Source organism: Microbacterium sp. BH-3-3-3 (assembly GCF_001792815.1).
In the GTDB taxonomy this organism is placed as follows: Bacteria; Actinomycetota; Actinomycetes; order Actinomycetales; family Microbacteriaceae; genus Microbacterium.
The window spans coordinates 3,353,632-3,380,023 of record NZ_CP017674.1 but is presented as its reverse complement, the minus strand read 5'-3'; the positions used below and the strand labels follow the sequence as shown (position 1 = coordinate 3,380,023).

Here is a 26,392-nt window from a genome sequence, read left to right as displayed (position 1 = left end):
GCGCCCGTTTCGCACGGCCTCAGCCGTCGCGTCGGCCCGCGCCTGCTCGGTGTAGGCGACCCGCTCGCAAGGCGCTCACCGTGATTGACCGGCCGGAGTCGAGCTCGCTGTGAGCGAGCCGCTCGCGCACTCGACACGTCCGCGCCGTAATCGATGAACGCGACCGGCCCGCGCCGCACTGTACGCGCGCCCCTCCCGCGCCGCCGCCTCAGCCGCGCAGCACGAGCTCGTCGCCGACGTAGAACAGCGCGACGTCGATGCGGTCGAGGTCGATGCCGTGCTTGGCGTGATACGCCTCACGGTAGAGCTCGAGCTGCAACATGCGCGCGGTGCGCTCGGCCTCGGTGCGCGGCGGACGACCGGTCTTCCAGTCGACGATCTCGTAGCGGTCCCCGCGCCGGTAGACGGCGTCGAGTTTGCAGATGACGACGTGTTCGCGGCCGTCGAGCCGCGTCGTGACGAAGTCGATCTCGGTCTCGACCTCGAGCGGCATCAGCGGCGCCCATTCCGACCGCTCGAAGCACGCGCGCAGGCGCTCGAGTTCGGCCGCGTCGGCGGCCGATGCACCCGCCTCGTCGTCGTCCCACAGCGCGTCGTCGTCGAGGCCGATCCCCGCGCCCACGAGCCCCGATCGCTGTTCGACCCAGGCGTGGAACAGGGTGCCCAGGCGCGTCTGGCGGTAAGGGCGCTCGGGGAGGGGACGGCGGAGCGCCTCGACCGCCTCGCCGTAGTCGGCGACGAAGTCCTTGAAGCGAGAAGCGGGAATGCGCGTGGGCGCGGGCGTATGGGCCGGACGCAGCCGGTCGGCGCGCTCGGCGAGAAGCAACGCGAGGTCGGGATCGGCATCGACCGGTCCCGACGCACGCGCGGCGTTCACCGCGGCCGCGGCGGCCGAGACGGCCGTACGACGCGACCCGAGCGGGTCGAGCGGCCAGTGCAGCAGACGACGTTCCCCGTCGTACGGATCGTCGCCCGGATCACCGATCTCGAGGTCGATGCCGAGCGCTTCGGTCGCCTCGTCGAGGAACACGCTCGGGCGGCGCGGGCGCTTCGTCCCCGACCAGCTCGATCCCGAGAGCATCAGATGGTCGCGGGCACGGGTGAAGGCCACGTAGGCGAGGCGGCGATCCTCGTCGAGTTGCCGCGCCCGGTTGTCGGCGACGAAGGCGTCGATGGCGGCCTTGAGGTCCTGCTGAGTCTCGGCACCCCGCCACCCGAACACCGGAAGCCAGGCGGAATCACCGCGGAACTCCGCGGGAAGGATGCCGAACCCCAGCCATCCCTTCGTGTCGCGTGCCAGCGAGGGGAGCTCGTCGGTGACCAGGCGCACCACCGAGACGGCATCCCACTCGAGCCCTTTCGAGCCGTGGATCGTGAGCAGTTGCACCACGTCGTCTTCGGGCGGCTCGGTGCGCGGGGCGAACTCGTCGGCCTGCTCGGCGTGATCGAGCCACGCGAGCAGGCTCGACACCGACCCCGACTCGTCGGCGGCGAGGAAACCGCGGATCTCGTCGACGAACGCGCGCAACTGCGCCGAGGCGATGCGGGCGGGGCCGCGCGATTCGTTCGCGGCGAGCTCGATGTCGAGACGCAACTCGACCTCGATCAATCGCAGGAGCTCCGGGATCGGTGCGCCAACGCTGCGCCGGAGCGCCGCGAACACGGCACCGGCGTCGCGCAGCCGCGCGCGCCCCTCGGGGGTGATCTCGGCCAGCCAGCCGTGGCCGTCGGTCTGACGCGTGAGGAAGTCGAGCGCGTCGACGAGCGAGGCCCGGTCGGCCCCCGGTGTGGAGCGCAGTCGGTCGACGACCTCGGGGGCGAGGGGCTGCAGGCCGACGTCGTGCGTGGCGAGGCGTCGTGCCAGCTGCGCCAGGGCGCGAAGATCGGCCAGGCCCACGGCCCACCGCGGGCCCGACAGCAATCGGATCAGCGCCGATCCGGCCTCGGGGTCGCTGATGACCCGCAGGGCCGAGACGACATCGACCACCTCGGGGGTGGTGAGGAGCCCGCCGAGGCCCAGGATGCGATGAGGGACCCCGCGTCGGCCGAGTGCGTCTCCGAAGCGCACCATGTGCTTCTTGCTGCGGAAGAGGATCGCTCCCGTCGTGGGGCGTCCCTCGGCCGCGCGGGCGGCGCGGACCCCGACGAACCACGACGCGACGCGATCGGCCTCGGCGTCGAGGTCGTTCTCGAAGACCACGTCGACGACGCCCGCCGGCGCGCCGGGGCGCGGGGCGAGTTCGCCCACCTCGACAGCCGCGCGCGCGGCGAGGGGGGCGAGGACCGCGTTGGCCGCCCGCAGCACCGCCGCGCTGTTGCGCCAACTCGTCAGCAGCGCGAAGTGCCGGCATCCCCCCTCCGGGGCGAAAGCGGCGGGGAATCCGCCGAGGTTGCCCGCACTGGCGCCCCGCCACCCGTAGATGGCCTGGTGGGGATCGCCGACGGCCATGACCCCGGTCCCGCCGAACAGCGTCGCGAGCAGGTCGGTCTGCACGACCGAGGTGTCCTGGCACTCGTCGAGGAGCACGACCCGATACCGCGCGCGGAGTTCGGCGACCACCGCCGGGTGCTCCCGGGCGATGCGCAGCGCGCCCGCCACCTGATCGGCGAAATCCATCACCCCGACGCGGGCCTTCTCGCGGTCGTAGTCCGCGGCGAGGGCGGCGAGCAGTGAGAGCGCCGACACTTTCGCCGCGGCGTCGCCCACCTCTTTGTAGACGATCACGCGGGCCGACGTCGAGGGGCGCTCGACGATGCGCGCGAACTCGTCGGGGAACGCGGCGAGACGCTCGAGGTCGACCAGGTTGTCGACGCCGTCGCGCGCGATGCGCAGTGCGGCGTCGATCAACGTGCGCGGGGATTCCTGTCGCTCCTCGAGTCGCGGATCATCGGAGGCGAACACCACGCGCCGCATGAGCAACCAGGCCGCCGACTCCGAGAGCACCGCCGATTCGGCGTCGCGGCCGATGCGCACGCCGTGCTCGCGCACGATTCCGTCGGCGAAGCTGTTGTAGGTCGAGACGGTCGGCCGGTGCAGCAGCTGGTCGCCGTCGTGGGCGTCGTCGGCGTGCGCACCGACCTCGGCGGCCAGCGCGTCGAGCGCCTCACGACGAGCGGCATCGCCGCGGGCACCGTCGAGGGGGGCCAGGTCGGCGAACACCGAGAGCCGACCGGCCTCGTGCAGGGCCGGGAGGAAGGGCAGCAGTCCGCGCGCCTCGAACTCGGCCAGTCGCTGCAACCGCCGCTGGATGCGCTCGGCGAGCTCGCCCGCGGCCTTGCGGGTGAAGGTGAGTCCGAGGACCTCGTCGCGGCGGACGAGGCCGTTCGCGACGAGCCACACCACGCGTCCGGCCATCGTCTCGGTCTTGCCGCTGCCGGCGCCCGCGACCACCAGCGCCGGGGCGAGCGGGGCTTCGATCACCGACGTCTGTTCCGACGTCGGCGGGAACTGCCCGAGGGCCGCGGCGATGACCGCCGCCGAGACGGTGGCGCTCACGAGGCGCTCACCGCCGACACCGTGTGGATGCGGCACAGCCCGTACGAGAACTCGTCTCGACAGTGCACCTCGTAGGGTGCAGCGAAGCTCGTGCCCCGCATCACGCCGACGGCGCGCTGCACGCGGCTGACGAAGTCGGCGCGCTGCGCGTCGTCGAACGGCTTCTGCAACGGCTCGGCGTACTCTTTCGTCGCCGCGGTCGGGCGCAGCACGAGCAGCTTCGCTCCTCCCGGGGCGAGGCCGGCGACCGGCTCGATGGCACCCGACGAGAACGCCAACTGGTACGCGGCGAGCTGGGGGTTGTCGGCGACCTTCGCGTCGGTCTGCGGTTCGTTCTTGCCCGTCTTGAGGTCGACGATCACCACCTCGCCGCTCGGCGTCAGCTCGACGCGGTCGATGTCGCCGCTGAGCACGGCGCGGTGCTCCGCCGCGTCGTCGAGGGGGATGGGCACCTCGAAGTGCCGCTCGGCGCCGATCAGCCGCCCGCCCGCGTCGTCGAACCGGCGGAGGTAGGTCGCGAGCCGTCGCACGAGTTCCCGGGCGCGCGCGCGTTCCGCCCGTTCGCGCCACACGGCGTCGAAGACCAACTCGCCCCAGCGCTCGTCGACCACGGCCCACAGGTCGCTCTCGGAGATGGATGCCGCGGTCTCGAGCGCCGCGTGGATGATCGTGCCGATGCCCGCCGTCGTGCCGCCTCGGTCACCGCCCAGATCGGCGATGACCCAGTCGAGCTCGCACTCTTCGAGGGCGTGGAGTCGCGACGGCGACACCCGCACGTCTTCACGGGTGAGGTCGCGCAGCGGCGCGGTCGAGGTCGGTGCGGCGACGCCGTACCACTCGTCGGGGGCCGCACCGGCCACCCCCGCTGCCGCGAGGAGGGCGAGCTGGCCGGCGGCGTGCGCGCGATCGGCCGGCGGGACCCGGGGCACGGTGAGCGCACGCCGATGACGAGCGACGAGTCCGCGCAGCGACAGGGGGTGCTCCGGGATCGCCGCGGCGGGCTCGGGAGTGGGGAGCATCTCGAACAGCACGCTCGGACCGGTGTCGTCGTCGTCGACCGCGGTGACCACGAGCCGCGCGTTCGCTCGACTGATCGCGCGCACGAACAGTCGCAGCTCGTCGTGCATCGCGGCGCGGCGGCGGTCGAGCATGCCCGAGACGGGGAGGTCGGGCTGCTGGACCGCGTCGGCGAGACGCCACGTCTCGAGCAGACCGCCGCGCAGCCGGGTGTTGGGCCAGACACCGTCTTGCACGCCGGCCACGATCACGGTGTCGAACGCGGTGCCGGCCGCGGCGGCGGGGGTGAGCACGCGCACCGTCTCGGTCACGGCGGGCTGCTCGATGCGATCTTCGGCGACGTCGCTATCGAGCACCGAACGCAGGAACACCGCGGCTTCTCCGTCGGGCTCGCGTTCGGTGAACCGCTTGGCCGCCTGGAAGAGGGCGACGATCGCGTCGAGATCGCGATCGGCCTGCTCGGCGAGCGGACCGTGCCCCCGCGAGGCCTCGCGCCACACCCGCGCCAGAGCGCTGCGCTCCCAGGCGGTCCAGAGCAGTTCGTGCGCCGTGGCCTTCGCCTGCGTCTGCGCCCGCAGGGCCGCCAGTGTCTCGCCCAGTCGAGCCGCACGTCGCCCCTCGCGGGTGTCGACGGTCTCGAGCTCGAGGGGGAAGCGCACGCCCGAGACCAGCAGCTCGCTCGCGGTGCGGGATCCTCCCGCCGACAGCTCGTCGTGGCGGAGCGCGGTGCGAAGACGCCGGAGTTCGATGGGATCGAGGCCGCCGAAGGTTCCCAGCAGCGCATCGGTCACGGCATCGGCCGCCCACCCGTCGGGGTCGCGCATGCCCAGCTCGACGAGCGCGACCAGGTCGCGCACCGGACGCTGCACCCCGAGCGCCAGACCGGGGCCGCTCGAGCGCGCCGGCACCTCGCGCGCCGCGAGCTCGGCCTCGAGCGTGGCCACTTGCCGCGAGTCGTGCGCGATGACCGCGCACTGCGACCAGGGAACCCCGTCGAGCACGTGCCGTTCGCGCAGCAGACGCGCGATCGCGTCGGCCTCTTCGGCGGGAGAGCGCAGCAGGTAGGTGCGCACGGCTCCGGTGGGTGCCGCGCCGACGGGGGCGCGGCGGTGCGCCACGACGCCGGCCGCGCCGATGCGCGCCGCCACCTGCCGCACGAGGTCGATGTGTTCGGGGGTGCCGCGGTGGGGCTCCCCCAGCGCGGCCGTCGCGCCCAGCTCTCGAGCGAGTCGCGCGAAGTTCTCGGGCGTGGCGCCGCGGAAGGCGCCCGAGCCCACGTCGGGGTCCCCGAAGGCGACGACACCGATCCCGAGGTCGCGGCAGGCGCGCAACAGGTCGATGCCGCCCGCGGTGAGCTCTTGCGCGTCGTCGACGAGGACGCAGCGCAACGACGAGAACCGCCCGAGCAGATCGCGCTCCCGGCGCGCCTCCCCGAGCACGGAAACGGCCTCGCGGGCCAGGTCGGCGGCATCGCGGTGCGCTCCGCGCATCGAGGCGCGCACCGCGCGGTACTCGTCGGCGAACGAGGCGAGCGAGGCCCACACCGGGAGCTCGTGCTCTTCGGCCAGTCGCACGAGGGCGGCGGAGTCGACGCCCAGGTCGGTGCACTCCGCGAGGAACGCGCGCAGATCGCCGCGGAAACCGCGCGTCGCGCGAATGGCCGGGCCGAGCCACTCCGGCCACCGCGAGACGCCCTCGGCCTCGTCGAGCGCATCTCCGTCGAGCAGGTCGCGGATGATCTGGTCCTCATCGCCGCCGGTCAGCAGCTGGGGCGGTTCGGCACCGCGACGCACCTCGGCTCCGCGCACCAGGTGGAACGCGAACGACGCCAGCGAGCGCGCCAGCGCGCCCGAGGTCGCCCGTTCCACCGCGAGGGCGAGCGGGTCGCGCAGCGCCGTCGCCGCCGGCCGCGTGGGGGTGAGCACGAGCAGATCGTCGGGGTCGACACCGGATGCCACGAGCACGCGCACGCGGGACAGCAGCGTCGACGTCTTGCCCGAGCCCGGGGCACCGACCACCACACCGCTGGCCTCGGCCGGCCACTGCACCACCGCGCACTGCGCGTCGTCGAGCCGGTCGAGGGAGATCGCCGCCGGTGATCCACCCGCGAGACCGTCGACGCGGGACACCCCGGAGGCGAGCGCGGCCGCGGCGGAGATCTGCATGGCATCCACGCTAACGGCGACCTCCGACATCACCGGCCGCGCCAGGTCTGCCGCGAGGCGCCTCGCGGGACGACCCTCCCCGAGCGGCGCCCCCGTGCGCCCTGTCACCGTGCCGCTCACGTGAGAGGGCGCCCGCTCCAGAACCAGCGCGTTCGCCATCCGCGAAGCGGGGGCCCGCGCGGGACGCGGTGTCGGAGGGCTGCCCTAGAGTCGGAAGCACGCGCCGGGCCGACCGCGGCCCGCGGGGAAAGGACGCATCGTGGAGATCCGTATCGGCATCACCAACACCGGCCGCGAGCTGAACTTCGAGACGAACGAGAGCTCGGACGCCGTCAAGTCGGCGGTCGCCGCCGCCCTCGACAACTCCGCCAGCCACGTCGTCTTCACCGATGTGAAGGGCAACACGTACCTGGTTCCGACCGCGAACCTCGCGTTCGTCGAGTTCGGCACCGAAGAGGCCCGTCGCGTCGGCTTCGTCGCCTGACAGAGCGCCCCGTGCAGATCCTGCTCGGTCTGATCGTGGGGGCCGTCGTGGGCCTCGCCGCCCACGTCGTGCTCCCGCATCGACAGCTCCGCGGCGCGGCCCTCGCCCCGTTCGCGGGCGCCGCGTCGGCCGCGATCGTCTGGACCGCCCTCACGTGGGCTGGCCTGGGGATCGACTCCCCCGTGCTGTGGCTGGTCGTCGTCCTCGCTCCCGTGGCGACGACGTTCTCGCTGGTGCCGGTGATCTCGCGCGCGCGGCTGAACCGCGACGCGGCGGATCGCGCCGAACTCGGCATCTGAGGGCGGCACGACGCTCGTCGCCCACCCCGGCGGCGCGCAGCGGCACCGCCGCCCACCCGTGACCCGCTTCTTACGCTGCGAGCCCCATGGCATCCATGCGCCTCGCGTGCGCGCCCATCAGACCGCTGAAGACGGGCTCGACCTTCGCCTCTTCGTCGCGATCCAGATGAGCGTTGCGCAGGGCGGCGCGAGCCACCAGCAGCGTGTCGCCCACCAGGCGTCGCCCCCACAGCGCGAGCAGCCAACGCCACTCCTCGTCGCTCTGGATCGTGGCGCCGAGGATCTCGACGATGGCCTGGCGGTCGTCGTCGGCCTGCAGAATGCGGGCGACGCGTCGCCCGGTCTCTCCGTAGCTCGACGACAGGGCCAGGTAGAAGTCGTCGAGCATGCCGGCGGTGATGTGGACGGTCAGCATCGTCTCCTGCGGACGCACACCGTGCGTGTTGCGACGGAAGGCGTCGAGCGACTCGCGGAACGGCAGCATGAGCTGGGTGGGATCGGCGCCGCGCTCGCGGATGAGTCCCACCAGCTCCTGGTGCTTGATGAGCGCCGCCCCGGCCGCGCGCGAGAGGGATTCCTTCTCGGCGAGCTCGGGCGTCGAGGCGATCAGCTCGCTGAGCGTTTCGAAGAAGCCGAGCTGCAGGTACGCGGCCTGCCCGAGGAAGGTCTCGACCTCGGGCGCCAGCTCGGCGAAGTCGACGCGGAGTGCTTCGCCCAGGTCTCCGCGCGAGCGCAGCTGCAGAGTGCGGCCCACGGGGCGCTGACGACGACGGAACCACGCGAACACGCCTACAGCCTAGGCGTCGGGGGCCGTCGAAACACGCCGGGTAGAGTGGAACAGCCCCGGCGATGGATCGGGGCCCCGCGCCTGCGGACGAGTGAGGGCGTGGATTCGACTCCCCAGGCGGTCTCTCGCCGCCGGAACAGGCACGCACATGACCACATTCTCCGATCTCGGTGTCGACCAGGACATCGTGGATGCCCTGGCATCCAAGGGCATCATCGATGCCTTCCCCATCCAGGAGCAGACGATCCCCCTCGGCCTCCCGGGGCAGGACATCATCGGCCAGGCCAAGACCGGTACCGGCAAGACGTTCGGTTTCGGCATCCCCGTCGTCCAGCGACTCGGTCTGAATCCCGAGCCCGGGGTGAAGGCGCTCATCGTCGTGCCCACCCGCGAGCTCGCCGTCCAGGTCTACGAAGACATGGACATGCTCACCTCGAACCGCTCCACCAGCGTCGTCGCCATCTACGGCGGCAAGGCCTACGAGGGTCAGATCGACCAGCTCAAAGCCGGCGCGCAGATCGTCGTCGGCACCCCCGGTCGACTGATCGACCTCGCCAACCAGCGTCTGCTCGACCTGTCGAACGCCACCGAGGTCGTGCTCGACGAGGCCGACAAGATGCTCGACCTGGGATTCCTCGCCGACATCGAGAAGATCTTCTCGAAGGTCCCCCCGATCCGTCACACGCAGCTCTTCTCGGCGACGATGCCCGGGCCGATCGTCGCGCTGGCCCGCCGGTTCATGTCGAACCCGATCCACATGCGCGCCTCCGACCCCGACGAAGGCCTCACGCAGGCGAACATCAAGCACCTGGTCTACCGCGCGCACTCGCTCGACAAGGACGAGATCATCGCGCGGATCCTGCAGTCCGACGGCCGCGAGAAGGCGGTCATCTTCACGCGCACGAAGCGCGCCGCTCAGAAGCTCGTCGACGAGCTCGGCGACCGCGGCTTCAACGCCGCCGCCGTCCACGGCGACATGAGCCAGGAGGCGCGCGAGCGCTCGATGGCCGCGTTCAAGGCCGGCAAGCGCGACGTGCTGATCGCCACCGACGTCGCCGCGCGCGGTATCGACGTCAACGACGTCACGCACGTGATCAACCACACGATCCCCGACGACGAGAAGACCTACCTGCACCGCGCGGGCCGCACCGGTCGCGCGGGCAAGACCGGCATCGCCGTGACGTTCGTCGACTGGGACGACCTGCACAAGTGGGCGCTCATCAACCGCGCGCTCGAGTTCGGCCAGCCCGAGCCGACCGAGACCTACTCGTCGAGCCCGCACTTGTTCACCGACCTCGACATCCCCGAGGGCACGAAGGGGCGTCTCGTGACCGCCCCGAAGGCCGTCGTCCCCAAGGTCGAGAAGAAGACCGAGGGCCAGGATGCCGAGGGCGAGCGCGGTCCGCGCCGTCGCCGTCGCGGACCCTCATCGGGCGAGTCCACCGGGGAGAGCACCCCGCGCGCCGAGGGCGGTGCCGGCACGCACGACGGCGCCGGCAAGGAGCACCACGACGGAAACGCGGCCCCGCGTCGCCGCCGTCGTCGTCGCGGCAGCGGAAGCTCGGGAACCCCGACGGCCCCCGTCGCCTGACCCGCACGTCGACACGGCGCCGATCCCTCCGGGGGTCGGCGCCGTTCGCGTCTCCGGGCGCGCCGGCTGCCGGGAGACGCCCGCATGCGGCACGCGCGAGCGACGTCGCCGAGCAGCGGAACGGCGAGAGCGAGGTGACGAGCGGAGGGGATGCAACGAGCGGAGGACGCGAGAGCGCTCCCTCGTCCTCCGCTCGCCCCACGTCCTCCGCTCGCCCACGTCCTCCGCTCGTCACGCCTCCCCACCGCCGGGATGCCCACCGCGGCCCCGCCGCCGACGACGGTCGCCTACGGGAAGACCGGCGCCGTGCCGTGGCCCAGGGCGAAGATGCGCGCGACCATGTCGTCGGCCGTCGTGTTCTCGCCCGGAACGTTGGGTTTGCCGAGGCCGTGGTAATCGCTCGATCCGGTCACGATGAGATCGTGCCGCTCCGCGAGATCGGCGAGCAGCGCCGTGGGCTCGGGCAGGTTCTCGCGGTGGCCGAGCTCGAAGCCCGCGAGTCCCGCGTCGAGCATCGCCTGCGTCACCCCGTCGGGCAGCAGCGCGCGTCCCGCCGGGTGCGCGACGATGGGCACGCCGCCGGCACCGACCACCAGCTCCACCGCCGTCACCGGATCGGGAGCGTAAAGGGCGACGTAGTAGTCGCCCGCGGGATGCAGGATGCCGGCGAACGCCTCGGTGCGATCGGTCACGATGCCCCGTGCGACCAGGGCGTCGGCGATGTGCGGGCGTCCCACGGTCGCCCCGTCGGCGGTCTGGGCGACGATGTCGCCCCAGGCGATGTCGTAGTCGTGGGAGATGCGTTCGGCCATGATCTGCGCGCGATCGAGGCGCGAGGAGCGGATCCGGTCGGTCATGGCGCGCAGCGCGGTGTCGTCGGGGTCGACCAGGTACGCCAGCAGGTGCACGCTGCGCCACCGGTGGCGGGCCGAGAGCTCCATGCCCGGAACGAACGTCATCCCGAGCGACGTCGCCGCCTCGGCGGCCTCGGCCCAGCCCGACGTCGTGTCGTGGTCGGTGAGGGCGGCCGTTCGCAGGCCGTACCGGTGCGCGGCCGCCATCACCTGGGCGGGCGGTTCGGTGCCGTCGGAGTGCGAGGAGTGCAGGTGCAGATCGCTCGGCCCCTCGAATCGACGATCACGCTGCACCCGTCGAGCGTAGCGCGCGGTCCCAGGCCCAGGGCATGCCCGGTCGGCATCGGTCGATCTCTCAGACGGCTCCCTTAGGGTCGGGTGCGTGCGTCGGTTGTTCGGGTTCCTCGTCGCGCTCGTCGTCGCGGCGGGTGCCGCGGTGCTGACGTGGCCGTCGTTCTTCGGCCTGGAGCGCACCTTCCCGCTGGCGCAGATCATCTCGTTCCGCGCCGCTCTGGCCGCCGTTCTGGTGGCCGCGACGCTGCTCATGCTGCTGTTCGCCCTGATCCGTCCGGTGCGGGTGCTCGCTCTCACCCTGGCGCTGGTCCTCGGCCTCGCGGGCGGGATCAACGTCGCCCTGCTCGCGCAGCGCGGCCTCGGCACCGAGGCGCTGCCTGCGAAGACCGACACGAGCCTGCGCATCATGACGTGGAACACCGCGGGCTCGGCCACCTCGGCCGAATCCATCGCCCAGTTCGCCGTCGGCATGCAGGCCGACGTGGTGACCCTGCCCGAGACGACCATCGACACAGGCGCCCGCGTCGCGGAGCTCATGCGCGACATGGGTCAGCCCATGTGGGCGCACCACGCCGAATACGGCGAGTACGGCATCACCGGGTGGGATGCCACCTCGACGACCGTGCTGATCAGACCGGAGCTGGGCGACTACTCCGTGATCCAGTCCTCGCTCGACGGTTCCAGCAACACCTCGACGGTACCGAGCGCGGTGGCGATGCCGACCTCGGGCGACGGACCCATCATCGTCGCCGCCCACGCCGTGGCACCGCGCGAGGAGTACATGACCGAGTGGCGCAGCGACCTGCAGTGGCTGGCCGATCAATGCGCGAGCGACAACGTCATCCTCGCCGGCGACTTCAACGCGACGCTCGACCACATGACCGGCATGGGCGTCGACGGCGGAACGCTGGGTCGCTGCCACGACGCGGCGTCTGCGAGCGGCAACGGCGGTGTCGGCACCTGGCCGACCGACGCCCCGGCCCTGCTCGGCGCCCCGATCGACCACGTCATGGCGACGCCCGACTGGACCGTGTCGGGCTCGGTCGTCATGCGCACCCTCGACGGGTCGGGCAGCGACCACCGCCCCATCGTCGTTCAGCTCGAGCGCACGGGCGGCTGAGCCGCCCCCGCCCGAGCCCGTCGACGGCTTCGGCACGCTCCCCGCGCACCCCCGGCCGCCGCGCTCTCGAGCCCGCTTCACGCCGTCGCCATGCGAGCCGGGCCTAGCGGTGCGAGACTGGAACGATGGATGCCCCCTCCACCAGCGACACGACCGCGCAGACCGCCGAACCGCAGACCGTCGAGAACCCGACGCCCGAGCAGACGCCCGCCGCACCGAGTAATCGCAAGGCACCGTTCCCCCGCGGCTTCCTCGACACCATCTCGACGGGCTGGGCCGAGCACCCGGTCGAGCTCCCCGAGGCGCGCGAACAGGCCGCGTGGGCCGCGCGGCGACGCGAGCGCGTGTCGCAGGCGTTCCCGGGCCGCCGCGTGGTGATCCCCGCGGGCGGTCTCAAGCAGCGAAGCAACGACACCGACTACCCGTTCCGCGCGCACTCCGCCTTCGCGCACCTCACCGGGTGGGGCAGCGACGCCGAGCCCGACTCGGTGCTCGTCTTCGAGCCGCGCGACGAGGGCCACGAGGCCGTGCTCTACTTCCGCGAGCGTGCCGACCGCACGACCGCGGAGTTCTACTCCGACGCCACCGTCGGCGAGTTCTGGATCGGCCCGCGCCCCGCGCTCGACGGCGTCGCGGCCGACCTCGGCATCGCCACGGCCCACCTGCACGACTTCGCCGTCGGCGACGACGACCGCACGCTCGACGACGACGACGAGGTCACCCGCTTCGTGTCGGAGCTGCGCCTGGTCAAAGACGAGTACGAGCTCGCCCAGCTGGCCCTCGCCGTCGAGGTCACGGGCCGCGGCTTCGACGACATCGTCGCGGAGCTGCCCCGCATCGTCGAGCATCCGCGTGGCGAACGCATCGTCGAGGGCGTGTTCCACCAGCGCGCGCGCTCCGACGGCAACGCGGTCGGGTACGACACGATCGCGGCGTCCGGTCCGCACGCGTGCTACCTGCACTGGACGCGCAACGACGGGGCAGTGAAGCCCGGTGACCTCATCCTCATCGACGCCGGGGCCGAGGTCGACAGCCTCTACACCGCCGACATCACGCGCACGCTTCCCGTCTCGGGCACCTTCACCGACGTGCAGCGCCGCATCTACGAGACCGTGCGCGAAGCGGCCGACGCCTCGTTCGCCGCGGCCGAGGTGGGCGTGCCGTTCCGCCGCCTGCACGAGGCCGCGATGGAGGTCATCGCCGCCCGCGTCGCCGAGTGGGGCCTGCTCCCGGTGACCGCCGACGAGGCGCTGCAGGCCGAGACCGGCGGCCAGCACCGCCGCTACATGGTGCACGGCACGAGCCACCACCTCGGCCTCGACGTGCACGACTGCGCGCAGGCCCGACGCGACATGTACTACGACGGACTGCTCGAGCCGGGGATGGCGTTCACCATCGAGCCGGGGCTCTACTTCCAGATCGACGATCTGACGGTGCCCGAGGAGTACCGCGGCATCGGTGCACGCATCGAGGACGACATCGTGATGACCGCCGACGGTCCCGTCAACCTGTCGGCCGACATCCCCCGCACCGCCGACGAGGTCGAGGAGTGGATCGCGCGGTCGTCGCGATGACCTTCACTCCCCCGTCTTCGTTCACCACGCGGCCGACCCTGCGCGGCACGTTCGGCATGTCGGCGTCGACGCACTGGACCGCGACGGCGACCGCTCAGGCCGTGCTCGAGCGCGGCGGCAACGCGTTCGACGCCGCGGTCGCTGCGGCGTTCGTGCTGCACGTCGTCGAACCGCACCTGAACGGCCCCGGCGGCGACCTGGTCGCACTCGTGCGACAGGCCGGTGCCGCCGAGCCCCTGGTGCTCATGGGCCAGGGTCCGGCCCCGGCTGCGGCCACCATCGAGCACTTCGAGCGGCGAGGTCTCGACCTCGTGCCCGGCGCCGGTGCGCTGGCGGCGACCGTTCCCGGCGCGGTCGACGCGTGGCTGCTGCTGCTGCGCGATCACGGCACGTGGGAACCCGCCGATGTCCTCTCCTTCGCCATCGGCTACGCGCGCGAGGGACACCCCCTGGTCGCGGGGGCCGCCGCCACCATCGGCCGTGTCGCCGACCTCTTCCGCGCGCAGTGGCCTTCGTCGGCAGAGCTCTGGATGCCGGACGGCGAGGTGCCGTCCGCCGACACGCTCATGCGCAACCCGGCGTGGGCCGGGGTCCTCGACGAGCTGATCGCCGCCGGCGACACCGCCGCCGACCGCGCGGGGCGTATCGACGCGGCGCGCGAGCACTGGATGACCGCCGTCCTCCCCCGGGCGGCGGAGTTCGTGCGCACCCCGCACCGGCACTCCGACGGCGCCGATCACCCCGGCGTCCTGGACGCCGCCGACCTGGCGTCGTGGCGCGCGGGTTACGAACCCGCGGTGACGGCGCGCTTCCGCGGGTGGGACGTGTACAAGGCCGGCACCTGGTCGCAGGGTCCCGCCCTGCTGCAGGTGCTGCGCATGCTCGAGACCGCCGAGGACTCCCAGCTCGACCCGGCCACCGCCGAGGGAGCGCACCTGCTGCTCGAGACGCAGAAGCTCGCGTATGCCGACCGTGACGCCTGGTTCGGCGACGCGGACGGCGTGGTCGAGGTGTCGGCGCTCCTCGCCGACGACTACCTCGCCCGCCGCCGGGAGCTCATCGGCGACCGCGCCTCGACCGAGCTGCGCCCGGGAGCGCCCGAGGGGCACGCCCCGACGCTGCCTCCGTTGCGTGCCGACGTGGTCGCCGCCGCCGGGGCGACCGGCGAGCCCACGGTCGACCGGTCGGGTCAGACCCGCGGTGACACCGTGCACATCGACGTGATCGATCGCTGGGGGAACGTCGTCTCGGCCACACCGTCGGGCGGGTGGCTGCAATCGTCGCCGGTCGTCCCCTCGCTCGGTTTCTGCCTGGGCACGCGCCTGCAGATGACGTGGTTGCAGCCCGGGCATCCGGCATCCCTCGTTCCGGGCCGACGCCCGCGCACCACTCTCACCCCCACCCTGCTCAGCCGCGGCGACGAGGTCACGGCGATGGGCTCCCCCGGCGGCGATCAGCAGGACCAGTGGCAGCTGCCGGTGCTGCTGCGCATGCTGGTGGGCGCGTATTCGCCGCAGCAGGCGATCGACGCCCCCACCCTGCACACCACCGCCGTGGCCGATTCGTTCTGGCCCCGCAGCTGGTCGCCCGCGGGCGCGGTGGTCGAGGACCGCCTCGGCGACGAGGTCATCGCCGAGCTCGAACGGCGCGGGCACCGCGTGCGCCGGGCCGGAGACTGGGCGCTCGGGCGCGTCAGCGCCGTCGGGCGGGATGCCGAGGGCCTTCTGTGGGCCGCGGCCAACCCCCGCGGAGCGCAGGGCTACGCCGCGGGGCGCTGACCGACCGCCGGAAGACCGCCTCGCGGATCACCGGCTGCCGTACGGGCAGACGTCAGAGAGCGCGCGCGAAGGCCGCGACGATCGGAGCGAGTCCCGCGCCGATCTGATCGGTCGGCCGCCGCGCGCCCTTCACCTCGAACGAGTGGTTCCCGCCCGCGATCCACTCCACGCGGGCGTTGCGGCACGAGGCGACGGCCGCGTCGAACTGGTCGCGCGGCTGGATGAACGGGTCGTTCTCGCCCTCGACGAACAGCTGCGGCACCGCGATCGCGGGCAGGTGGTCGACGCGGGGTCTGTCGGGGCGCCCGGGCGGATGCAGGGGGTAGCCGAGGTAGGCGAGTCCGGCGGGGGCGATCACGCCCTCGGCGGTGGCGACGGATGCCATGCGCCCGCCGTAGGACTTGCCCACCGCCACGTACGGCCCGGGATATGCGGCGGCCAACCAGGCCTCGACCCCCGCCCAGGTCGCGACGGCGTGCGGGGCGGGTCCCGGCATCCGTCTTCCCGCTTCGACGTAGGGGAAGACGAACCGCAGCACGCTCACTCCCTCGTCGACCAGCGCGGCGGCGAGACCCTCGAGGAACGGGTGGTCCATGCCGGCGCCGGCGCCGTGGGCCAGCGCGATCATGGGTCCGGGACCCGGGGCGGGCGACCAGAGACCCGACACCTCGCTCGCGCCCGTCGGCAGCGCGACGGGGAGGCGAACGGCGGTGACGGTCACCGCTCGGTGGGCGCGTCGCCCTCGGGGCGGGTGGACGAGGGCGACTCGGCCGGCGGCGCCGGGTTCTCGCGCGGCGGCACGGGCGTGATGCGTTCGCCGTACCGGGGCGGCTCGTCGTCGACGGGGGTCGCACCGGGAACCGGCGGGCGCGGAGGCGCAGCCGGGGCGCCGGCGCCGGGAGCGACGCGTTCGCCGTACTGCGGCGGCGCAGTGGGGGCGGCGGTGGGGCGCGACACCGTCGTGCGGGTGGCACCGGCGCCGAGCACTCCGCGGGCCTTCTGGATGCTGGTGGCTTCGACGCAGACGTCGTAGTGGTCGGCGGCGACCTGCATGACCGAGGCGAAGTCGCGGCGGCGGCGCACGATCGAGTACGTGCCCAGGCTCAGGATCATGCCGAGGGCCATGCCCACCAGCAGCACGCCGACGAAGGCCGAGATCTGAACGGTCGGCATGCCGAGCACGAAGATGAACGCGAACAGCAGGCCCAGCATCAGGCCGTTCAACGCGCCCGAGCGGGCGGCGGTCGCGTACCCCAGCTTGCCGGTGATGCGTTCGATGGAGCGCAGGCCCGAACCGACGATCGCGATCTCGCGCGCCGGAACCTCGCCCGCGATGAGCGATGACACGGCCTTCTGCGCTTGCTCGTACGTCGGGAAGGAGGCGACCTTCTCGCCCACGTCGTCGCGTCCCGCGCCCGGTCTCCCCGCGAACATGCTCATTTCACCATCTTGTCACGCAGTCCTGACCGTCCCACCGGGTTTGCGCAGCGGTGGCGGACTACGCTGGTCCAGTGAGCACGCAAAGGGTTTTCGTCGCCCGCTTGGCGGGCTGCACGGTGTTCGACCCCGCGGGAGACCGTCTGGGGAAGGTGCGCGACGTCGTGGTGATCTACCGTGCCGCCGCCGCTCCGCGCGTCGTGGGCCTGGTCGTCGAGATCCCCGGCCGGCGACATGTGTTCGTGTCCATCGGACGCGTCACCTCGATTCAGGCCGGCCAGGTCATCACGACCGGCCTCATCAACGTGCGGCGATTCCAGCAGCGCGGCGGCGAGGTGCGCGTGATGGTCGAGATGCTGGGCCGACGCGTGAGCCTCGTCGACGGCTCGGGCACCGCGGTGATCGAAGACGTCGCGATCGAGCGCAACCGACTCGGCGAGTGGGACGTGGGCCAGCTCTTCCTCCGCCGTCCCCGCACCAGCGCCTCGCCCTTCGCCAAGGGGGCGACGACGTTCGCGAGCTGGACCGAGGTGCGCGAGAACCAGACCCCCGGCGAGGCCCAGTCCGCCGAGCAGCTGGTGGCGACGTATTCCGAGCTGAAGCCCGCCGACCTGGCGAACACGCTGCTCGACCTGCCCGAAGAGCGCTTGATCGAGGTCGCCGAAGAGCTCAGCGACGACCGCCTCGCCGACGCGCTCGAAGAGATGCCCGAAGACGAGCAGGTGCACATCCTCGAGCAGCTCGGCGACGAGCGCGCCGCCGACATCCTCGACGCCATGGAGCCCGACGACGCGGCCGACCTCCTCGGTCAGCTGCCCGAGACGCGACTCGAACAGCTCCTCGACCTCATGGAGCCCGACGAGGCCGAAGACGTGCGCGCGCTGCTGCAGTACGGCCCCGACACCGCCGGCGGCCTCATGACGCCGGAGCCGATCGTGCTCTCGGCCGATGCCACGGTGGCCGAGGCCCTGGCCCTGATCCGTCGGCACGAACTGCACCCCGCCCTCGCGGCATCCGTGTTCATCACCCTCCCGCCGTACGAGACGCCCACGGGTCGGCTGCTGGGCACCGTGCACTTCCAGCGCATGCTGCGGTATCCCCCGCACGAGCGTCTGGGTGCGATCATCGACGACACCCTCGAGCCGGTGCCCTCCGACGCGACGGCCGCCGAGGTCGCCCGCATGCTGGCGAGCTACAACCTCGTCTCGCTCCCCGTCGTCGATCAGGCGCACCGCCTCGTCGGCTGCGTGAGCGTCGACGACGTGCTCGACTACCTGCTGCCCGACGACTGGCGCACCCACGACGGCGACGATCCGCGGCCCAAGGTCACCACCAGACCCACCGCCACCACGAGCATTCCCAAGATCGTCCCGCAGACCCGGAGGAGGCGCTGATGGCTCGGAACAACCGCCAGCCCGCACTGGACGCCCCCCGCGGTCGCGCCCGCGTGCTCGCGCCCCGCGCTCCCCAGCCCTCGCGCGACAGGTTCGGCCGCTTCACCGAGTGGGTGGCCCGAGCGATGGGAACCCCCGCGTTCCTGCTGATGCTGAGCCTGTTCTGCGTGGTGTGGATGGCGTGGAACTCGCTCGCCCCCGACGACCTGCGCTTCGACTCCGCGGCGATCGGCTTCACGGCGCTGACGCTCGTGCTGTCGCTGCAGGCCTCGTACGCCGCTCCGCTCATCCTGCTCGCGCAGAACCGTCAAGACGACCGCGACCGCGTGCAGATCGAGCAGGACCGCCAGCGATCCGAGCGCAATCTCGCCGACACCGAGTACCTCGCCCGCGAGATCGTCGCGCTGCGCATGGCGGTGCGTGACCTCACCGATGAGGTGATCACGAAAGACAGCCTGCGCGCCGAGCTGAAGGCCGCGCTCGAACGCCTCGACGATCACGACGAGCCCTCGCGGGCCACGCCGTGACGACCGAGCTCGCCGACCGTGTGCGGGCCGCCGTCGGCGCCGTCACCGACCCCGAGCTGCGCCGTCCGCTCTCGGAGCTCGACATGGTGCGGGGCATCGAGGTGCACGGCGGCGTCGCCGACGTCGGCATCGCGCTGACGATCGTGGGGTGCCCGGCCGCCGATCGCATCGAACGCGAGGTGCGGGATGCCGCGGCCTCGGTCGCCGGCATCGACGCGGTCGAGGTGCGGGTCGGCGTGATGTCGCCCGACGAGCGTCGCGCGCTCACCGACAAGCTGCGCGGGGGCCGCGCGAAGCGCGAGATGCCCTTCGGCCCCGACTCGCTGACCCGCGTGATCGCGGTCACCAGCGGTAAGGGCGGCGTGGGCAAGTCGACGATCACCGCGAACCTCGCCGTCGCCCTGGCGGCCCGGGGTCTGCGCGTCGGACTCGTCGACGCCGACGTGCACGGCTTCTCGATCCCGGGCCTTCTCGGCCTGGTCGACGCCGACGGGCTGCCGCCCGCGCCCACCCGCCTCGACGACCTGATCCTCCCGCCCGTCGCGTACGGCGTGAAGGTCATCTCGATCGGCATGTTCCTGCGCCGCCCCGGCGAAGAGGCCGCGGGGGCCGTCGCCTGGCGCGGTCCCATGCTGCACCGCACCGTGCAGCAGTTCCTCACCGACGTGTTCTTCGGCGACCTCGACGTGCTGCTGCTCGACATGCCCCCGGGGACCGGCGACGTGGCGATCTCGGTGGGTCAGCTGCTCCCCCACGCCGACGTGCTCGTGGTGACGACCCCCCAGGCGGCCGCGGCCGACGTGGCCGTGCGATCGGGCCTCGTCGCCCGCCAGACCGGTCAGCGCCCGATCGGCGTCATCGAGAACATGGCCGCCCTGACGCTGCCTGACGGTACGGTGCTCGATCTGTTCGGCTCCGGAGGCGGCGAGGCCGTGGCACGCGCTCTGTCGAACGAGACCGATGACGTGCCCCTGCTGGCATCCGTTCCCCTCAGCCCGGCTCTGCGCACCGGCGGCGACGAGGGGCGCCCCGTCGTGCTGTCGCAGCCCGACGACCCCGCCGCGCGGGCGATCGACGCGGCGGCCGCCGCACTCGCGGCGCGCCCTCGGGGCCTGGCGGGCAAGCCGCTGCGTCTCGGCGTCTGACCCGGCGCCCACCGCTGCGGACACAGGGCATGCCGCCCTGTCGACCGCTCGGGCGGCGCGGCCGCGCGGGGACGCGAAGAGGGGCTCAGGTCGCTTCGTCGTCGAACGGGGGGCGCTCGCCCGCGACGAACGGCGGCACCGTCGTCTTCTCGCGCGCCGCGAGAGCGGCCGCACCGGCCGCGCGCATCGTGGCCGTCGGAGTGTCGTCGAGCAGTGCCTCGCGGATGATGCGGCGCGGGTCGTACTGACGCGGATCGAGCTTCTTCCAGTCGACGTCGTCGAACTCGGGGCCCATCTCGTCGCGCATGCGCGAGCGCGCCCCTTGCATCGTCTCTTTGGCGCGCTTGGTGAACTTCGCGAGCGTCTCCGCATAGCGGGGTAGGCGCTCGGGGCCGACGAGGACAGCGGCGATCACGCCGATCAGCATCAGCTTCTCGATCGTGAGCCCGAAGAACATGGGAACAGATTACCGGCCGCGCCTGGGGGTGGAGCGCGCTCGGGCCGTCTAGCCTGATCGAGGAGGTCCACGTGAGCGGTTATCAGGCGAACGAGCGGTTCGTGCAGGAGTCGACGGTCGAGCCCGAGCACATCGCTCGGGCGCGCGCGCACGCCCTCGAACTGGGAGCGGCGCCCATCAGCCCCGCGGTGGGCGCGCAGTCGGCGGTGCTGTCGGCCGCGTCCCGTGCCCTCAACATCGTCGAGGTGGGCACCGGCGGCGGTGTGTCGGGCCTGTGGCTGCTGCACGGTTCTCCCCGCGCCACGATCACCACGATCGACAGCGAGCCCGAGCACCTCGGTGCCGCTCGAGCCGCGTTCATCGACGCCCGTGTGCCTGCGGCCCGCGCCCGGTTCATCACGGGCCGCGCGTCGGACGTGCTGCCGCGCATGAACGAGGCCTCGTACGACATCGTCTTCATCGACGCCGATCCCGAGGGCGTCATCGAGTACGTCGAGCACGGTCTGCGGCTCGTCCGCGCCGGCGGCACGGTGCTGATCCCGCGGGTCCTGTCGCACGGTGCGGTGGCGGATCCGGTGCGCCGCGACGCCGTCACGACCGCGTATCGCTCGCTCATCCAGGAGGTGCAGTCCTCCCCCGCCGTCATCGGCGCGCTGTCAACCTCGGGAGAGGGCCTTCTGCAGCTGACAACGCGCCTCACCGACGCCTGAGCGTCCTCACGAACGAAGAAGGCCGGCCCCCGCGGGGACCGGCCTTCACTCGTGGAGATGCGTCACGCCGTGACGACACCGCCGAGTACGTCGTGGAGTTCCTTCGCCTCGGCGTCGTTCACCGAGACGACGAGTCGCCCGCCGCCCTCGAGCGGCACGCGCACGATGATCAACCGGCCCTCCTTCACGGCCTCCATCGGTCCGTCGCCGGTACGCGGCTTCATGGCTGCCATCGCGGCCCCCTTTTCGTCGTTGGTCTACCTAGGAGTTTACCGGTAAGCCGCGAGTGCCGTCGTCCCGTGCGGCGAAGTACGTCATCCTGCACGGTCACGGAATCTGCCAGAAGGTGTTGGCCAGCCCGTACATGTTGTAGATCCACCACCACTGCCCCAGGAGCGACAGGGCCAGAACGCCGATGCGCCAGGCGCGCGAGGTCGGCACGGCGAACGCCCCCCACAGCGACGAGACGGGCACGAGCAGACGGAAGATGCTCGACTGGGGGAAGAACACCAGCAGCAGGTAGACGAGGTAGCTCGCCGACCACAGGCGCACCTCGATCCCGAGCCGCTTCACCTGGGGCAGCAGCAGCAGCGCGGCCGCGGCGCCGACGATGAGCACGACGAGCGCGACGTATCCGACGACGGGCCCGAGCCCCCACTGCGTGAACCAGAATCCCGCCGCCTGCACCCACCCGTCGATCGGGACGAAGTGCCCCCCGCTATCGCCGAGCCAGTTGCGCCGCCACGCGAGCTCGGTGGCGAGGTAGGCGCCCGGATCGCCGGTGACGATCGTCGCGATGCCCTGCCACGCGAACCCGACGAGGGTCGACAGCGCCCCCAGCGCCACGATGTGCACGACGTCGCGTCTCGGCAGCGGCTCCGTGCGGCGACGGAGGAAGCGATGGATGCCGAGCAGGGCGAGGAACAGCGCGAAGGCGAGGATGCCCGGGCGCGTGAACCCCATCGCCGGGACGAGCAGGTACAGCCAGCCCCATCGTCGCAGTTGCACGCAGCGCAGGGCGAGGAAGAGCAGGAACAGGAACAGCGCCTCGGCGTACCCCACCTGGAACAGCGCGGCCAGCGGGCCGCACGCGAAGAAGACGACGGCCCACATCGCCGCCGAGTCGCCGATGCGCTCGCGCAGCAGCGCGTGCAGCACGACGCACGCGCCGTAGCCCGAAGCGAGCGAGATGGCCACGGCCCCCGCGCCCCACGACCCGAGCAGCGCGCCGAGGCCCGCCGACAGGTAGGCGTACAGCGGCATGAACGCCCACGCGTTCTCGGCGACGTGGCCGCCGGCGGCCAGCGGAAGGTCGGCCGGGTACCCCGACACCGCCGCCAGCCAGTACCACTGGGCGTCCCAGCCCAGCGCGAGCTCGCCCAACGAGGGGGCCACGCCGTAGCGCGACGCCGGTCCCGACAGGGCCGCCGTCACGACGAAGAACCCGGTCGTGATCACGCGCGCGATCACGTAGACGAGGGCGATCCGTGCGGCGACGGGCAGCCGCTCCCATCCGCGGACGGACGGGGATGCCGTGACCTCGGCGGTCACGACCCGCTCAGCCACGCCCGCAGACCCCGCTCGACCGCGTCGATCTGCGCGAGAGGAACGCGCTCCTCGTCGTGGTGGGCCAGGTGCGGGTCGCCGGGGCCGTAGTTGACGGCGGGGATGCCCAGGGCCGAGAACCGTGCGACGTCGGTCCAGCCGTACTTCGGTTTCGGGGTCGCCCCCACGGCCGTGACGAAGTCCTGCGCGAGGGCCGCGTCGAGCCCGGGCCGGGCGCCCTCCGCCACGTCGACGATCTCGATGTCGAATCCGGTGAACACGTCGCGCACGACGCGCTCGGCGCCCTCGGCATCGCGGCTGGGCGCGAAGCGGTAGTTGACCTCGACCTCGCACGCGTCGGGGATGACGTTGCCGGCGACGCCGCCCGAGATGCGCACGGCGTTGAGGCCCTCGCGGTAGACGAGGCCCTCGACCTCGATCTCGCGGGCGCGGTACTCGGCCAGGCGGGCGAGGATGGGGGCCGCCTTGTGGATGGCGTTCTCGCCGATCCACGAACGCGCACTGTGCGCGCGCACGCCATCTGTACGGACGAGCGCGCGGAGCGTGCCGTTGCACCCTCCCTCGACCTCGCCGTTGCTCGGCTCCCCGAGGATGGCGAAGTCCCCGGCGAACAGGTCGAGACGGTTGCGCGAGAGACGGCCGAGACCGTTGAGGGACGAGTCCACCTCTTCGTGGTCGTACCACATCCACGTGATGTCGACGGGGGGTGCGACCAGCTCCGCGGCGAGTTTCAGCTGCACGGCGACGCCGGCCTTCATGTCGACCGTGCCGCGACCCCAGAGGAACGCCTCGCCGTCGATCTCGCGGTCTTCCACCGGAAGGTTGCGGTTGATGGGGACCGTGTCGATGTGCCCCGCGATGACGACGCGTCGGTCGCGCCCCAGCTGGGTGCGCGCCACGACGGTGTCGCCGTCCCGGATGATCTCGAGGTGCCCGTAGGCCGAGACGGCGGCCTCGATGGCATCCGCGAGGGTGGTCTCGTCCCCCGACTCGCTGGCGATGTCGCAGATCGCACGGGTGAGGTCGACGGACGAGGAAGTGAGGTCGAGGGCGGCCATGCCCCGATCCTCCCACAGGCGGCACCCCCGCTAGCCTGGACGTGTGAGCAACGAACGACGCATCAGCGCTGCCGGCCTCTCCACCCGCACCCTCGAGGGGACCGTGCTCGACGCGTGGTTCCCCCGGCCGATCCTGGGCGTACCTGATGGCCTGGATGCCGAGCGGGCCGACCTCGGGAAGACGGCCGGGGCCGACGAGCGCCGGGGTGTCGTCGTCGAGGCCGTCGCCCTCACGATCGACGCCGACGCGGCACCGGCGTCGACCGCCGACGCGTACCTGCGTCTGCACGCACTGTCGCACCTGCTGGTGCGTCCCAACGACATCAACCTCGACGGGATCTTCTCCCACCTGCCGAACGTCGCCTGGACCAGCGCCGGCCCGATGCACCCCGACGACGCGGCGCGGCTCCGTCCCTCGCTCCAGCGCCACGGCATCCAGATCCAGGGGCTCGACAAGTTCCCGCGCCTCACCGACTACGTGCTGCCCGCCGGCGTGCGCATCGCCGACGCCTCGCGGGTGCGGCTGGGTGCCCACCTGTCGCCCGGCACGACCGTGATGCACGAGGGCTTCGTCAACTTCAACGCCGGCACGCTCGGCTCCTCGATGATCGAGGGGCGCGTGTCGCAGGGCGTCGTGATCGGCGACGGCACCGACATCGGCGGCGGCGCCTCGATCATGGGCACGCTCTCGGGAGGGGGGACCCACCGCGTCTCGATCGGCGCGCGCACCCTGCTCGGCGCCAACGCGGGCATCGGCATCTCGCTCGGCGACGACTGCGTCGTCGAGGCCGGACTCTACGTCACCGCCGGCACCAAGGTGCGGGTCGGCGACGAGACGGTCAAGGCCGGCGAGCTGTCGGGTCGCGACGGCATCCTGTTCCGCCGCAACTCCCTCACCGGCGCCGTCGAGGTCTCGGCCCGCGCCGGCGTCGGCGTCACGCTGAACGAGGCCCTGCACGCCTGACGCTGCACGCGCGACGCCGCACCGCATCTCGTTCGGGTCGCCCGCTCCGCGGCATCCGTCCCGCAGCCACGGCCGCGCGGCGTCCGTCCGTCCCCCGCGCCCGCGCGGCGTCCGCATCATGCCCATAAACGCTCTTCGTGCGCCTAAACGCCACGACACCGCGTTTATCCGCACGATCAGCGTTTATGGGCGAGGCGGCGCCGGGGTCTCGACGCGGCACCCTGCCGCACTCACCGGTTGCCTCGGCCACACCCGCACCGACGCGCTTCCGGGCCGCCGAGAGCCGGCACCTCCCCGCCGGCAGACGAAACGCCCCGCCCCTCGCGAGAGGGACGGGGCGTTCGAGGGCCGGTGTCAGCCGATGCCGGGGTAGTCGCGCACCGCGGCACCTGTGTACAGCTGCTGCGGGCGGCCGATCTTCGTCTGCGGGTCGCTGATGGCCTCGCGCCACTGGGCGATCCAGCCGGGGAGGCGTCCGATCGCGAAGAGCACGGTGAACATGCGCGTGGGGAAACCCATCGCCTTGTAGATGACGCCGGTGTAGAAGTCGACGTTGGGGTACAGGCGACGCTCCTTGAAGTAGTCGTCCTCGAGGGCGATCTGCTCGAGCTCCTTCGCGAGGTCGAGCAGGGGGTCGCTCACGCCGAGGGCTTCGAGCACCTCGTCGGCGGCGCCCTTCACCAGCTTGGCGCGCGGGTCGTAGTTCTTGTAGACCCGGTGGCCGAAGCCCATGAGCTTGACGCCCTCTTCTTTGTTCTTCACGCGCTCGACGAAGCGTTCGACGCTCTCGCCCGAATCGCGGATGCGGCCGAGCATCTGCAGCACGGCCTCGTTGGCGCCACCGTGCAGCGGGCCCGACAGGGCCTGGATGCCGGCGGACACCGACGCGAACTGGTTGGCGCCGGTGGAACCCACCAGGCGCACCGTCGAGGTCGACGCGTTCTGCTCGTGGTCCTCGTGCAGCATCAGCAGCAGGTCGAGGGCCTTGGTCATGACGGGGTTGATCTCGTAAGGCTCGCTCATGACGCCGAAGTTCAGCTTGAGGAAGTTGTCGACGAAGCTCATCGAGTTGTCGGGGTACAGGAACGCCTGCCCGATGCTCTTCTTGTGCGCGTAGGCCGCGATCACGGGGAGCTTCGCGAGCATGCGCACGGTGTTGAGTTCGACGTGCTCGGGGTTGTGCGGGTCGGACTCGGCCTCGTAGTAGGTCGAGAGGGCCGCGGTCGCCGCCGACAGCACCGACATGGGGTGCGCGGTCGGCGGAAGCGACGAGAACAGGCTCTTCAGGTCTTCGTGCAGCAACGTGTGACGGCGGATGCGCTCGTCGAACGATGCGAGTTCGGATGCCGAGGGCAGCTCGCCGTAGATGAGCAGCCACGCGACTTCGAGGTAGGTGCTGTTCTGAGCCAGCTGCTCGATCGGGTATCCGCGGTAGCGCAGAATGCCCTGGTCACCGTCGATGTAGGTGATGTCCGACTTCGTCGAGGCGGTGTTGACGAAGCCGTAGTCGAGCGCCGTGTGCCCGGTCTGCTTCGTCAGCGACGCCATGTCGATGCTGGGGATGCCGTCGGTGCCCCGAAGAACCGCGAATTCGGCGGTGGTGCCCCCTACCGTGAGGGTGGCCTTGTCCTGCTGCGTACCCACGTCGCTCACCGCGCCTCCTTGCGATTTCTGG

Annotated in this window: 22 protein-coding genes; 11 read left to right on the top strand and 11 right to left on the bottom strand. The window is 72.1% G+C overall.

What is annotated here, in order from left to right; genetic code table 11:
- Nucleotides 1–208: 208 nt before the first annotated feature.
- A complete protein-coding gene (locus tag BJP65_RS15535) occupies nt 209–3,496 on the bottom strand; it encodes an ATP-dependent DNA helicase (protein WP_070410060.1) in 3,288 nt (1,095 codons plus the stop codon).
- Nucleotides 3,493–6,678, bottom strand: a complete 3,186-nt coding sequence (locus BJP65_RS15530; RefSeq protein ID WP_083285895.1) for an ATP-dependent DNA helicase — start codon at nt 6,676–6,678, stop codon at nt 3,493–3,495. Before BJP65_RS15530 ends, BJP65_RS15535 begins: the two co-directional genes overlap by 4 nt.
- A 259-nt stretch (nt 6,679–6,937) precedes the next feature.
- On the opposite strand from BJP65_RS15530, the gene BJP65_RS15525 reads away from it, so the two are divergent.
- Together BJP65_RS15525 and BJP65_RS15520 are read left to right on the top strand one after the other, a co-directional pair.
- Nucleotides 6,938–7,162, top strand: coding sequence for a DUF3107 domain-containing protein (locus BJP65_RS15525; RefSeq protein WP_055836269.1), 225 nt, complete (start codon nt 6,938–6,940; stop codon nt 7,160–7,162).
- Nucleotides 7,163–7,173: 11 nt separating this feature from the next.
- A complete protein-coding gene (locus BJP65_RS15520; protein ID WP_055836266.1) occupies nt 7,174–7,461 on the top strand; it encodes a hypothetical protein in 288 nt (95 codons plus the stop codon).
- 70 nt (nt 7,462–7,531) lie between these two features.
- Here BJP65_RS15520 and BJP65_RS15515 read toward each other — a convergent pair whose 3' ends face one another.
- Nucleotides 7,532–8,248 (bottom strand): ferritin-like fold-containing protein, encoded by a 717-nt coding sequence (locus BJP65_RS15515; RefSeq protein ID WP_055939647.1) that lies wholly within the window; start codon nt 8,246–8,248, stop codon nt 7,532–7,534.
- 148 nt (nt 8,249–8,396) lie between these two features.
- Here BJP65_RS15515 and BJP65_RS15510 point away from each other — a divergent pair, with 148 nt between their 5' ends.
- A complete protein-coding gene (locus BJP65_RS15510) occupies nt 8,397–9,839 on the top strand; it encodes a DEAD/DEAH box helicase (protein WP_070409709.1) in 1,443 nt (480 codons plus the stop codon).
- A 287-nt stretch (nt 9,840–10,126) separates the two neighbouring features.
- On the opposite strand, the gene BJP65_RS15505 is transcribed toward BJP65_RS15510, so the two are convergent.
- Nucleotides 10,127–10,987: a PHP domain-containing protein gene (locus BJP65_RS15505; protein ID WP_070409708.1), complete on the bottom strand. Its 861-nt coding sequence runs from the start codon at nt 10,985–10,987 to the stop codon at nt 10,127–10,129.
- Nucleotides 10,988–11,075: 88 nt separating this feature from the next.
- On the opposite strand from BJP65_RS15505, the gene BJP65_RS15500 reads away from it, so the two are divergent.
- The 3 genes from BJP65_RS15500 (at nt 11,076) to BJP65_RS15490 (ending at nt 15,459) form a co-directional block, all read left to right on the top strand.
- On the top strand, nt 11,076–12,107 hold the full coding sequence (locus tag BJP65_RS15500) for an endonuclease/exonuclease/phosphatase family protein (protein ID WP_070409707.1): 1,032 nt from the start codon (nt 11,076–11,078) through the stop codon (nt 12,105–12,107).
- Between the two features lie 125 nt (nt 12,108–12,232).
- The gene (locus BJP65_RS15495; protein ID WP_055836255.1) at nt 12,233–13,681 is read left to right on the top strand and encodes an aminopeptidase P family protein; all 1,449 of its coding nucleotides are present in this window, start codon (nt 12,233–12,235) and stop codon (nt 13,679–13,681) included.
- Nucleotides 13,678–15,459: a gamma-glutamyltransferase family protein gene (locus BJP65_RS15490; RefSeq protein WP_070410059.1), complete on the top strand. Its 1,782-nt coding sequence runs from the start codon at nt 13,678–13,680 to the stop codon at nt 15,457–15,459. Before BJP65_RS15495 ends, BJP65_RS15490 begins: the two co-directional genes overlap by 4 nt.
- A 52-nt stretch (nt 15,460–15,511) precedes the next feature.
- Here the strand turns inward: BJP65_RS15490 and BJP65_RS15485 are convergent, their stop codons facing one another.
- Both BJP65_RS15485 and BJP65_RS17065 read right to left on the bottom strand, forming a co-directional pair.
- Nucleotides 15,512–16,180, bottom strand: coding sequence for an alpha/beta family hydrolase (locus tag BJP65_RS15485; protein ID WP_070409706.1), 669 nt, complete (start codon nt 16,178–16,180; stop codon nt 15,512–15,514).
- A complete protein-coding gene (locus BJP65_RS17065; RefSeq protein ID WP_258027500.1) occupies nt 16,177–16,899 on the bottom strand; it encodes a general stress protein in 723 nt (240 codons plus the stop codon). Before BJP65_RS17065 ends, BJP65_RS15485 begins: the two co-directional genes overlap by 4 nt.
- A 71-nt stretch (nt 16,900–16,970) precedes the next feature.
- Between BJP65_RS17065 and BJP65_RS15475 the strand changes: the two genes are divergently transcribed.
- From BJP65_RS15475 to BJP65_RS15465, 3 genes are read left to right on the top strand one after another with little or no spacing between them, the layout of a single operon-like run.
- Entirely contained in the window at nt 16,971–18,290 is a 1,320-nt protein-coding gene (locus BJP65_RS15475) for a magnesium transporter MgtE N-terminal domain-containing protein (protein ID WP_055836246.1), read from the top strand.
- Complete coding sequence (locus BJP65_RS15470) at nt 18,290–18,817, top strand: DUF1003 domain-containing protein (RefSeq protein ID WP_055836243.1); 528 nt, start codon at nt 18,290–18,292, stop codon at nt 18,815–18,817. Before BJP65_RS15475 ends, BJP65_RS15470 begins: the two co-directional genes overlap by 1 nt.
- Nucleotides 18,814–19,962 carry an Mrp/NBP35 family ATP-binding protein gene (locus tag BJP65_RS15465; RefSeq protein WP_070409705.1) on the top strand — a complete coding sequence of 383 codons (1,149 nt, stop codon included), beginning with the start codon at nt 18,814–18,816 and terminating at the stop codon, nt 19,960–19,962. Before BJP65_RS15470 ends, BJP65_RS15465 begins: the two co-directional genes overlap by 4 nt.
- Before the next feature lie 85 nt (nt 19,963–20,047).
- Here the strand turns inward: BJP65_RS15465 and BJP65_RS15460 are convergent, their stop codons facing one another.
- A complete protein-coding gene (locus BJP65_RS15460; protein WP_070409704.1) occupies nt 20,048–20,419 on the bottom strand; it encodes a Sec-independent protein translocase TatB in 372 nt (123 codons plus the stop codon).
- A 71-nt stretch (nt 20,420–20,490) separates the two neighbouring features.
- On the opposite strand from BJP65_RS15460, the gene BJP65_RS15455 reads away from it, so the two are divergent.
- Complete coding sequence (locus BJP65_RS15455) at nt 20,491–21,129, top strand: O-methyltransferase (protein WP_055836233.1); 639 nt, start codon at nt 20,491–20,493, stop codon at nt 21,127–21,129.
- Between the two features lie 62 nt (nt 21,130–21,191).
- On the opposite strand, the gene BJP65_RS15450 is transcribed toward BJP65_RS15455, so the two are convergent.
- The 3 genes from BJP65_RS15450 to dapE form a co-directional block, all read right to left on the bottom strand.
- A complete protein-coding gene (locus BJP65_RS15450; protein WP_070409703.1) occupies nt 21,192–21,362 on the bottom strand; it encodes a DUF3117 domain-containing protein in 171 nt (56 codons plus the stop codon).
- A gap of 94 nt (nt 21,363–21,456) precedes the next feature.
- Nucleotides 21,457–22,695, bottom strand: a complete 1,239-nt coding sequence (locus tag BJP65_RS15445; RefSeq protein WP_258027499.1) for a hypothetical protein — start codon at nt 22,693–22,695, stop codon at nt 21,457–21,459.
- Nucleotides 22,677–23,753, bottom strand: coding sequence for a succinyl-diaminopimelate desuccinylase (gene dapE / locus BJP65_RS15440; protein ID WP_070409701.1), 1,077 nt, complete (start codon nt 23,751–23,753; stop codon nt 22,677–22,679). Before dapE ends, BJP65_RS15445 begins: the two co-directional genes overlap by 19 nt.
- Nucleotides 23,754–23,796: 43 nt before the next feature.
- Between dapE and dapD the strand changes: the two genes are divergently transcribed.
- Nucleotides 23,797–24,717 carry a 2,3,4,5-tetrahydropyridine-2,6-dicarboxylate N-succinyltransferase gene (gene dapD, locus BJP65_RS15435; RefSeq protein WP_070409700.1) on the top strand — a complete coding sequence of 307 codons (921 nt, stop codon included), beginning with the start codon at nt 23,797–23,799 and terminating at the stop codon, nt 24,715–24,717.
- A gap of 354 nt (nt 24,718–25,071) precedes the next feature.
- On the opposite strand, the gene BJP65_RS15430 is transcribed toward dapD, so the two are convergent.
- The gene (locus BJP65_RS15430) at nt 25,072–26,370 is read right to left on the bottom strand and encodes a citrate synthase (RefSeq protein WP_082509624.1); all 1,299 of its coding nucleotides are present in this window, start codon (nt 26,368–26,370) and stop codon (nt 25,072–25,074) included.
- Between the last annotated feature and the right edge of the window lie 22 nt (nt 26,371–26,392).

What these genes read in the sequence shown, in the direction of transcription:
- BJP65_RS15530 (WP_083285895.1), bottom strand. Translation starts at nt 6,678, where the DNA reads ATGCAGATCTCCGCCGCGGCCGCGCTCGCCTCCGGGGTGTCCCGCGTC.
- BJP65_RS15510 (WP_070409709.1), top strand. Translation starts at nt 8,397, where the DNA reads ATGACCACATTCTCCGATCTCGGTGTCGACCAGGACATCGTGGATGCC.
- BJP65_RS15495 (WP_055836255.1), top strand. Translation starts at nt 12,233, where the DNA reads ATGGATGCCCCCTCCACCAGCGACACGACCGCGCAGACCGCCGAACCG.
- BJP65_RS15490 (WP_070410059.1), top strand. Translation starts at nt 13,678, where the DNA reads ATGACCTTCACTCCCCCGTCTTCGTTCACCACGCGGCCGACCCTGCGC.
- BJP65_RS17065 (WP_258027500.1), bottom strand. Translation starts at nt 16,899, where the DNA reads ATGAGCATGTTCGCGGGGAGACCGGGCGCGGGACGCGACGACGTGGGC.
- BJP65_RS15470 (WP_055836243.1), top strand. Translation starts at nt 18,290, where the DNA reads ATGGCTCGGAACAACCGCCAGCCCGCACTGGACGCCCCCCGCGGTCGC.
- BJP65_RS15460 (WP_070409704.1), bottom strand. Translation starts at nt 20,419, where the DNA reads ATGTTCTTCGGGCTCACGATCGAGAAGCTGATGCTGATCGGCGTGATC.
- BJP65_RS15450 (WP_070409703.1), bottom strand. Translation starts at nt 21,362, where the DNA reads ATGGCAGCCATGAAGCCGCGTACCGGCGACGGACCGATGGAGGCCGTG.
- dapE (WP_070409701.1), bottom strand. Translation starts at nt 23,753, where the DNA reads ATGGCCGCCCTCGACCTCACTTCCTCGTCCGTCGACCTCACCCGTGCG.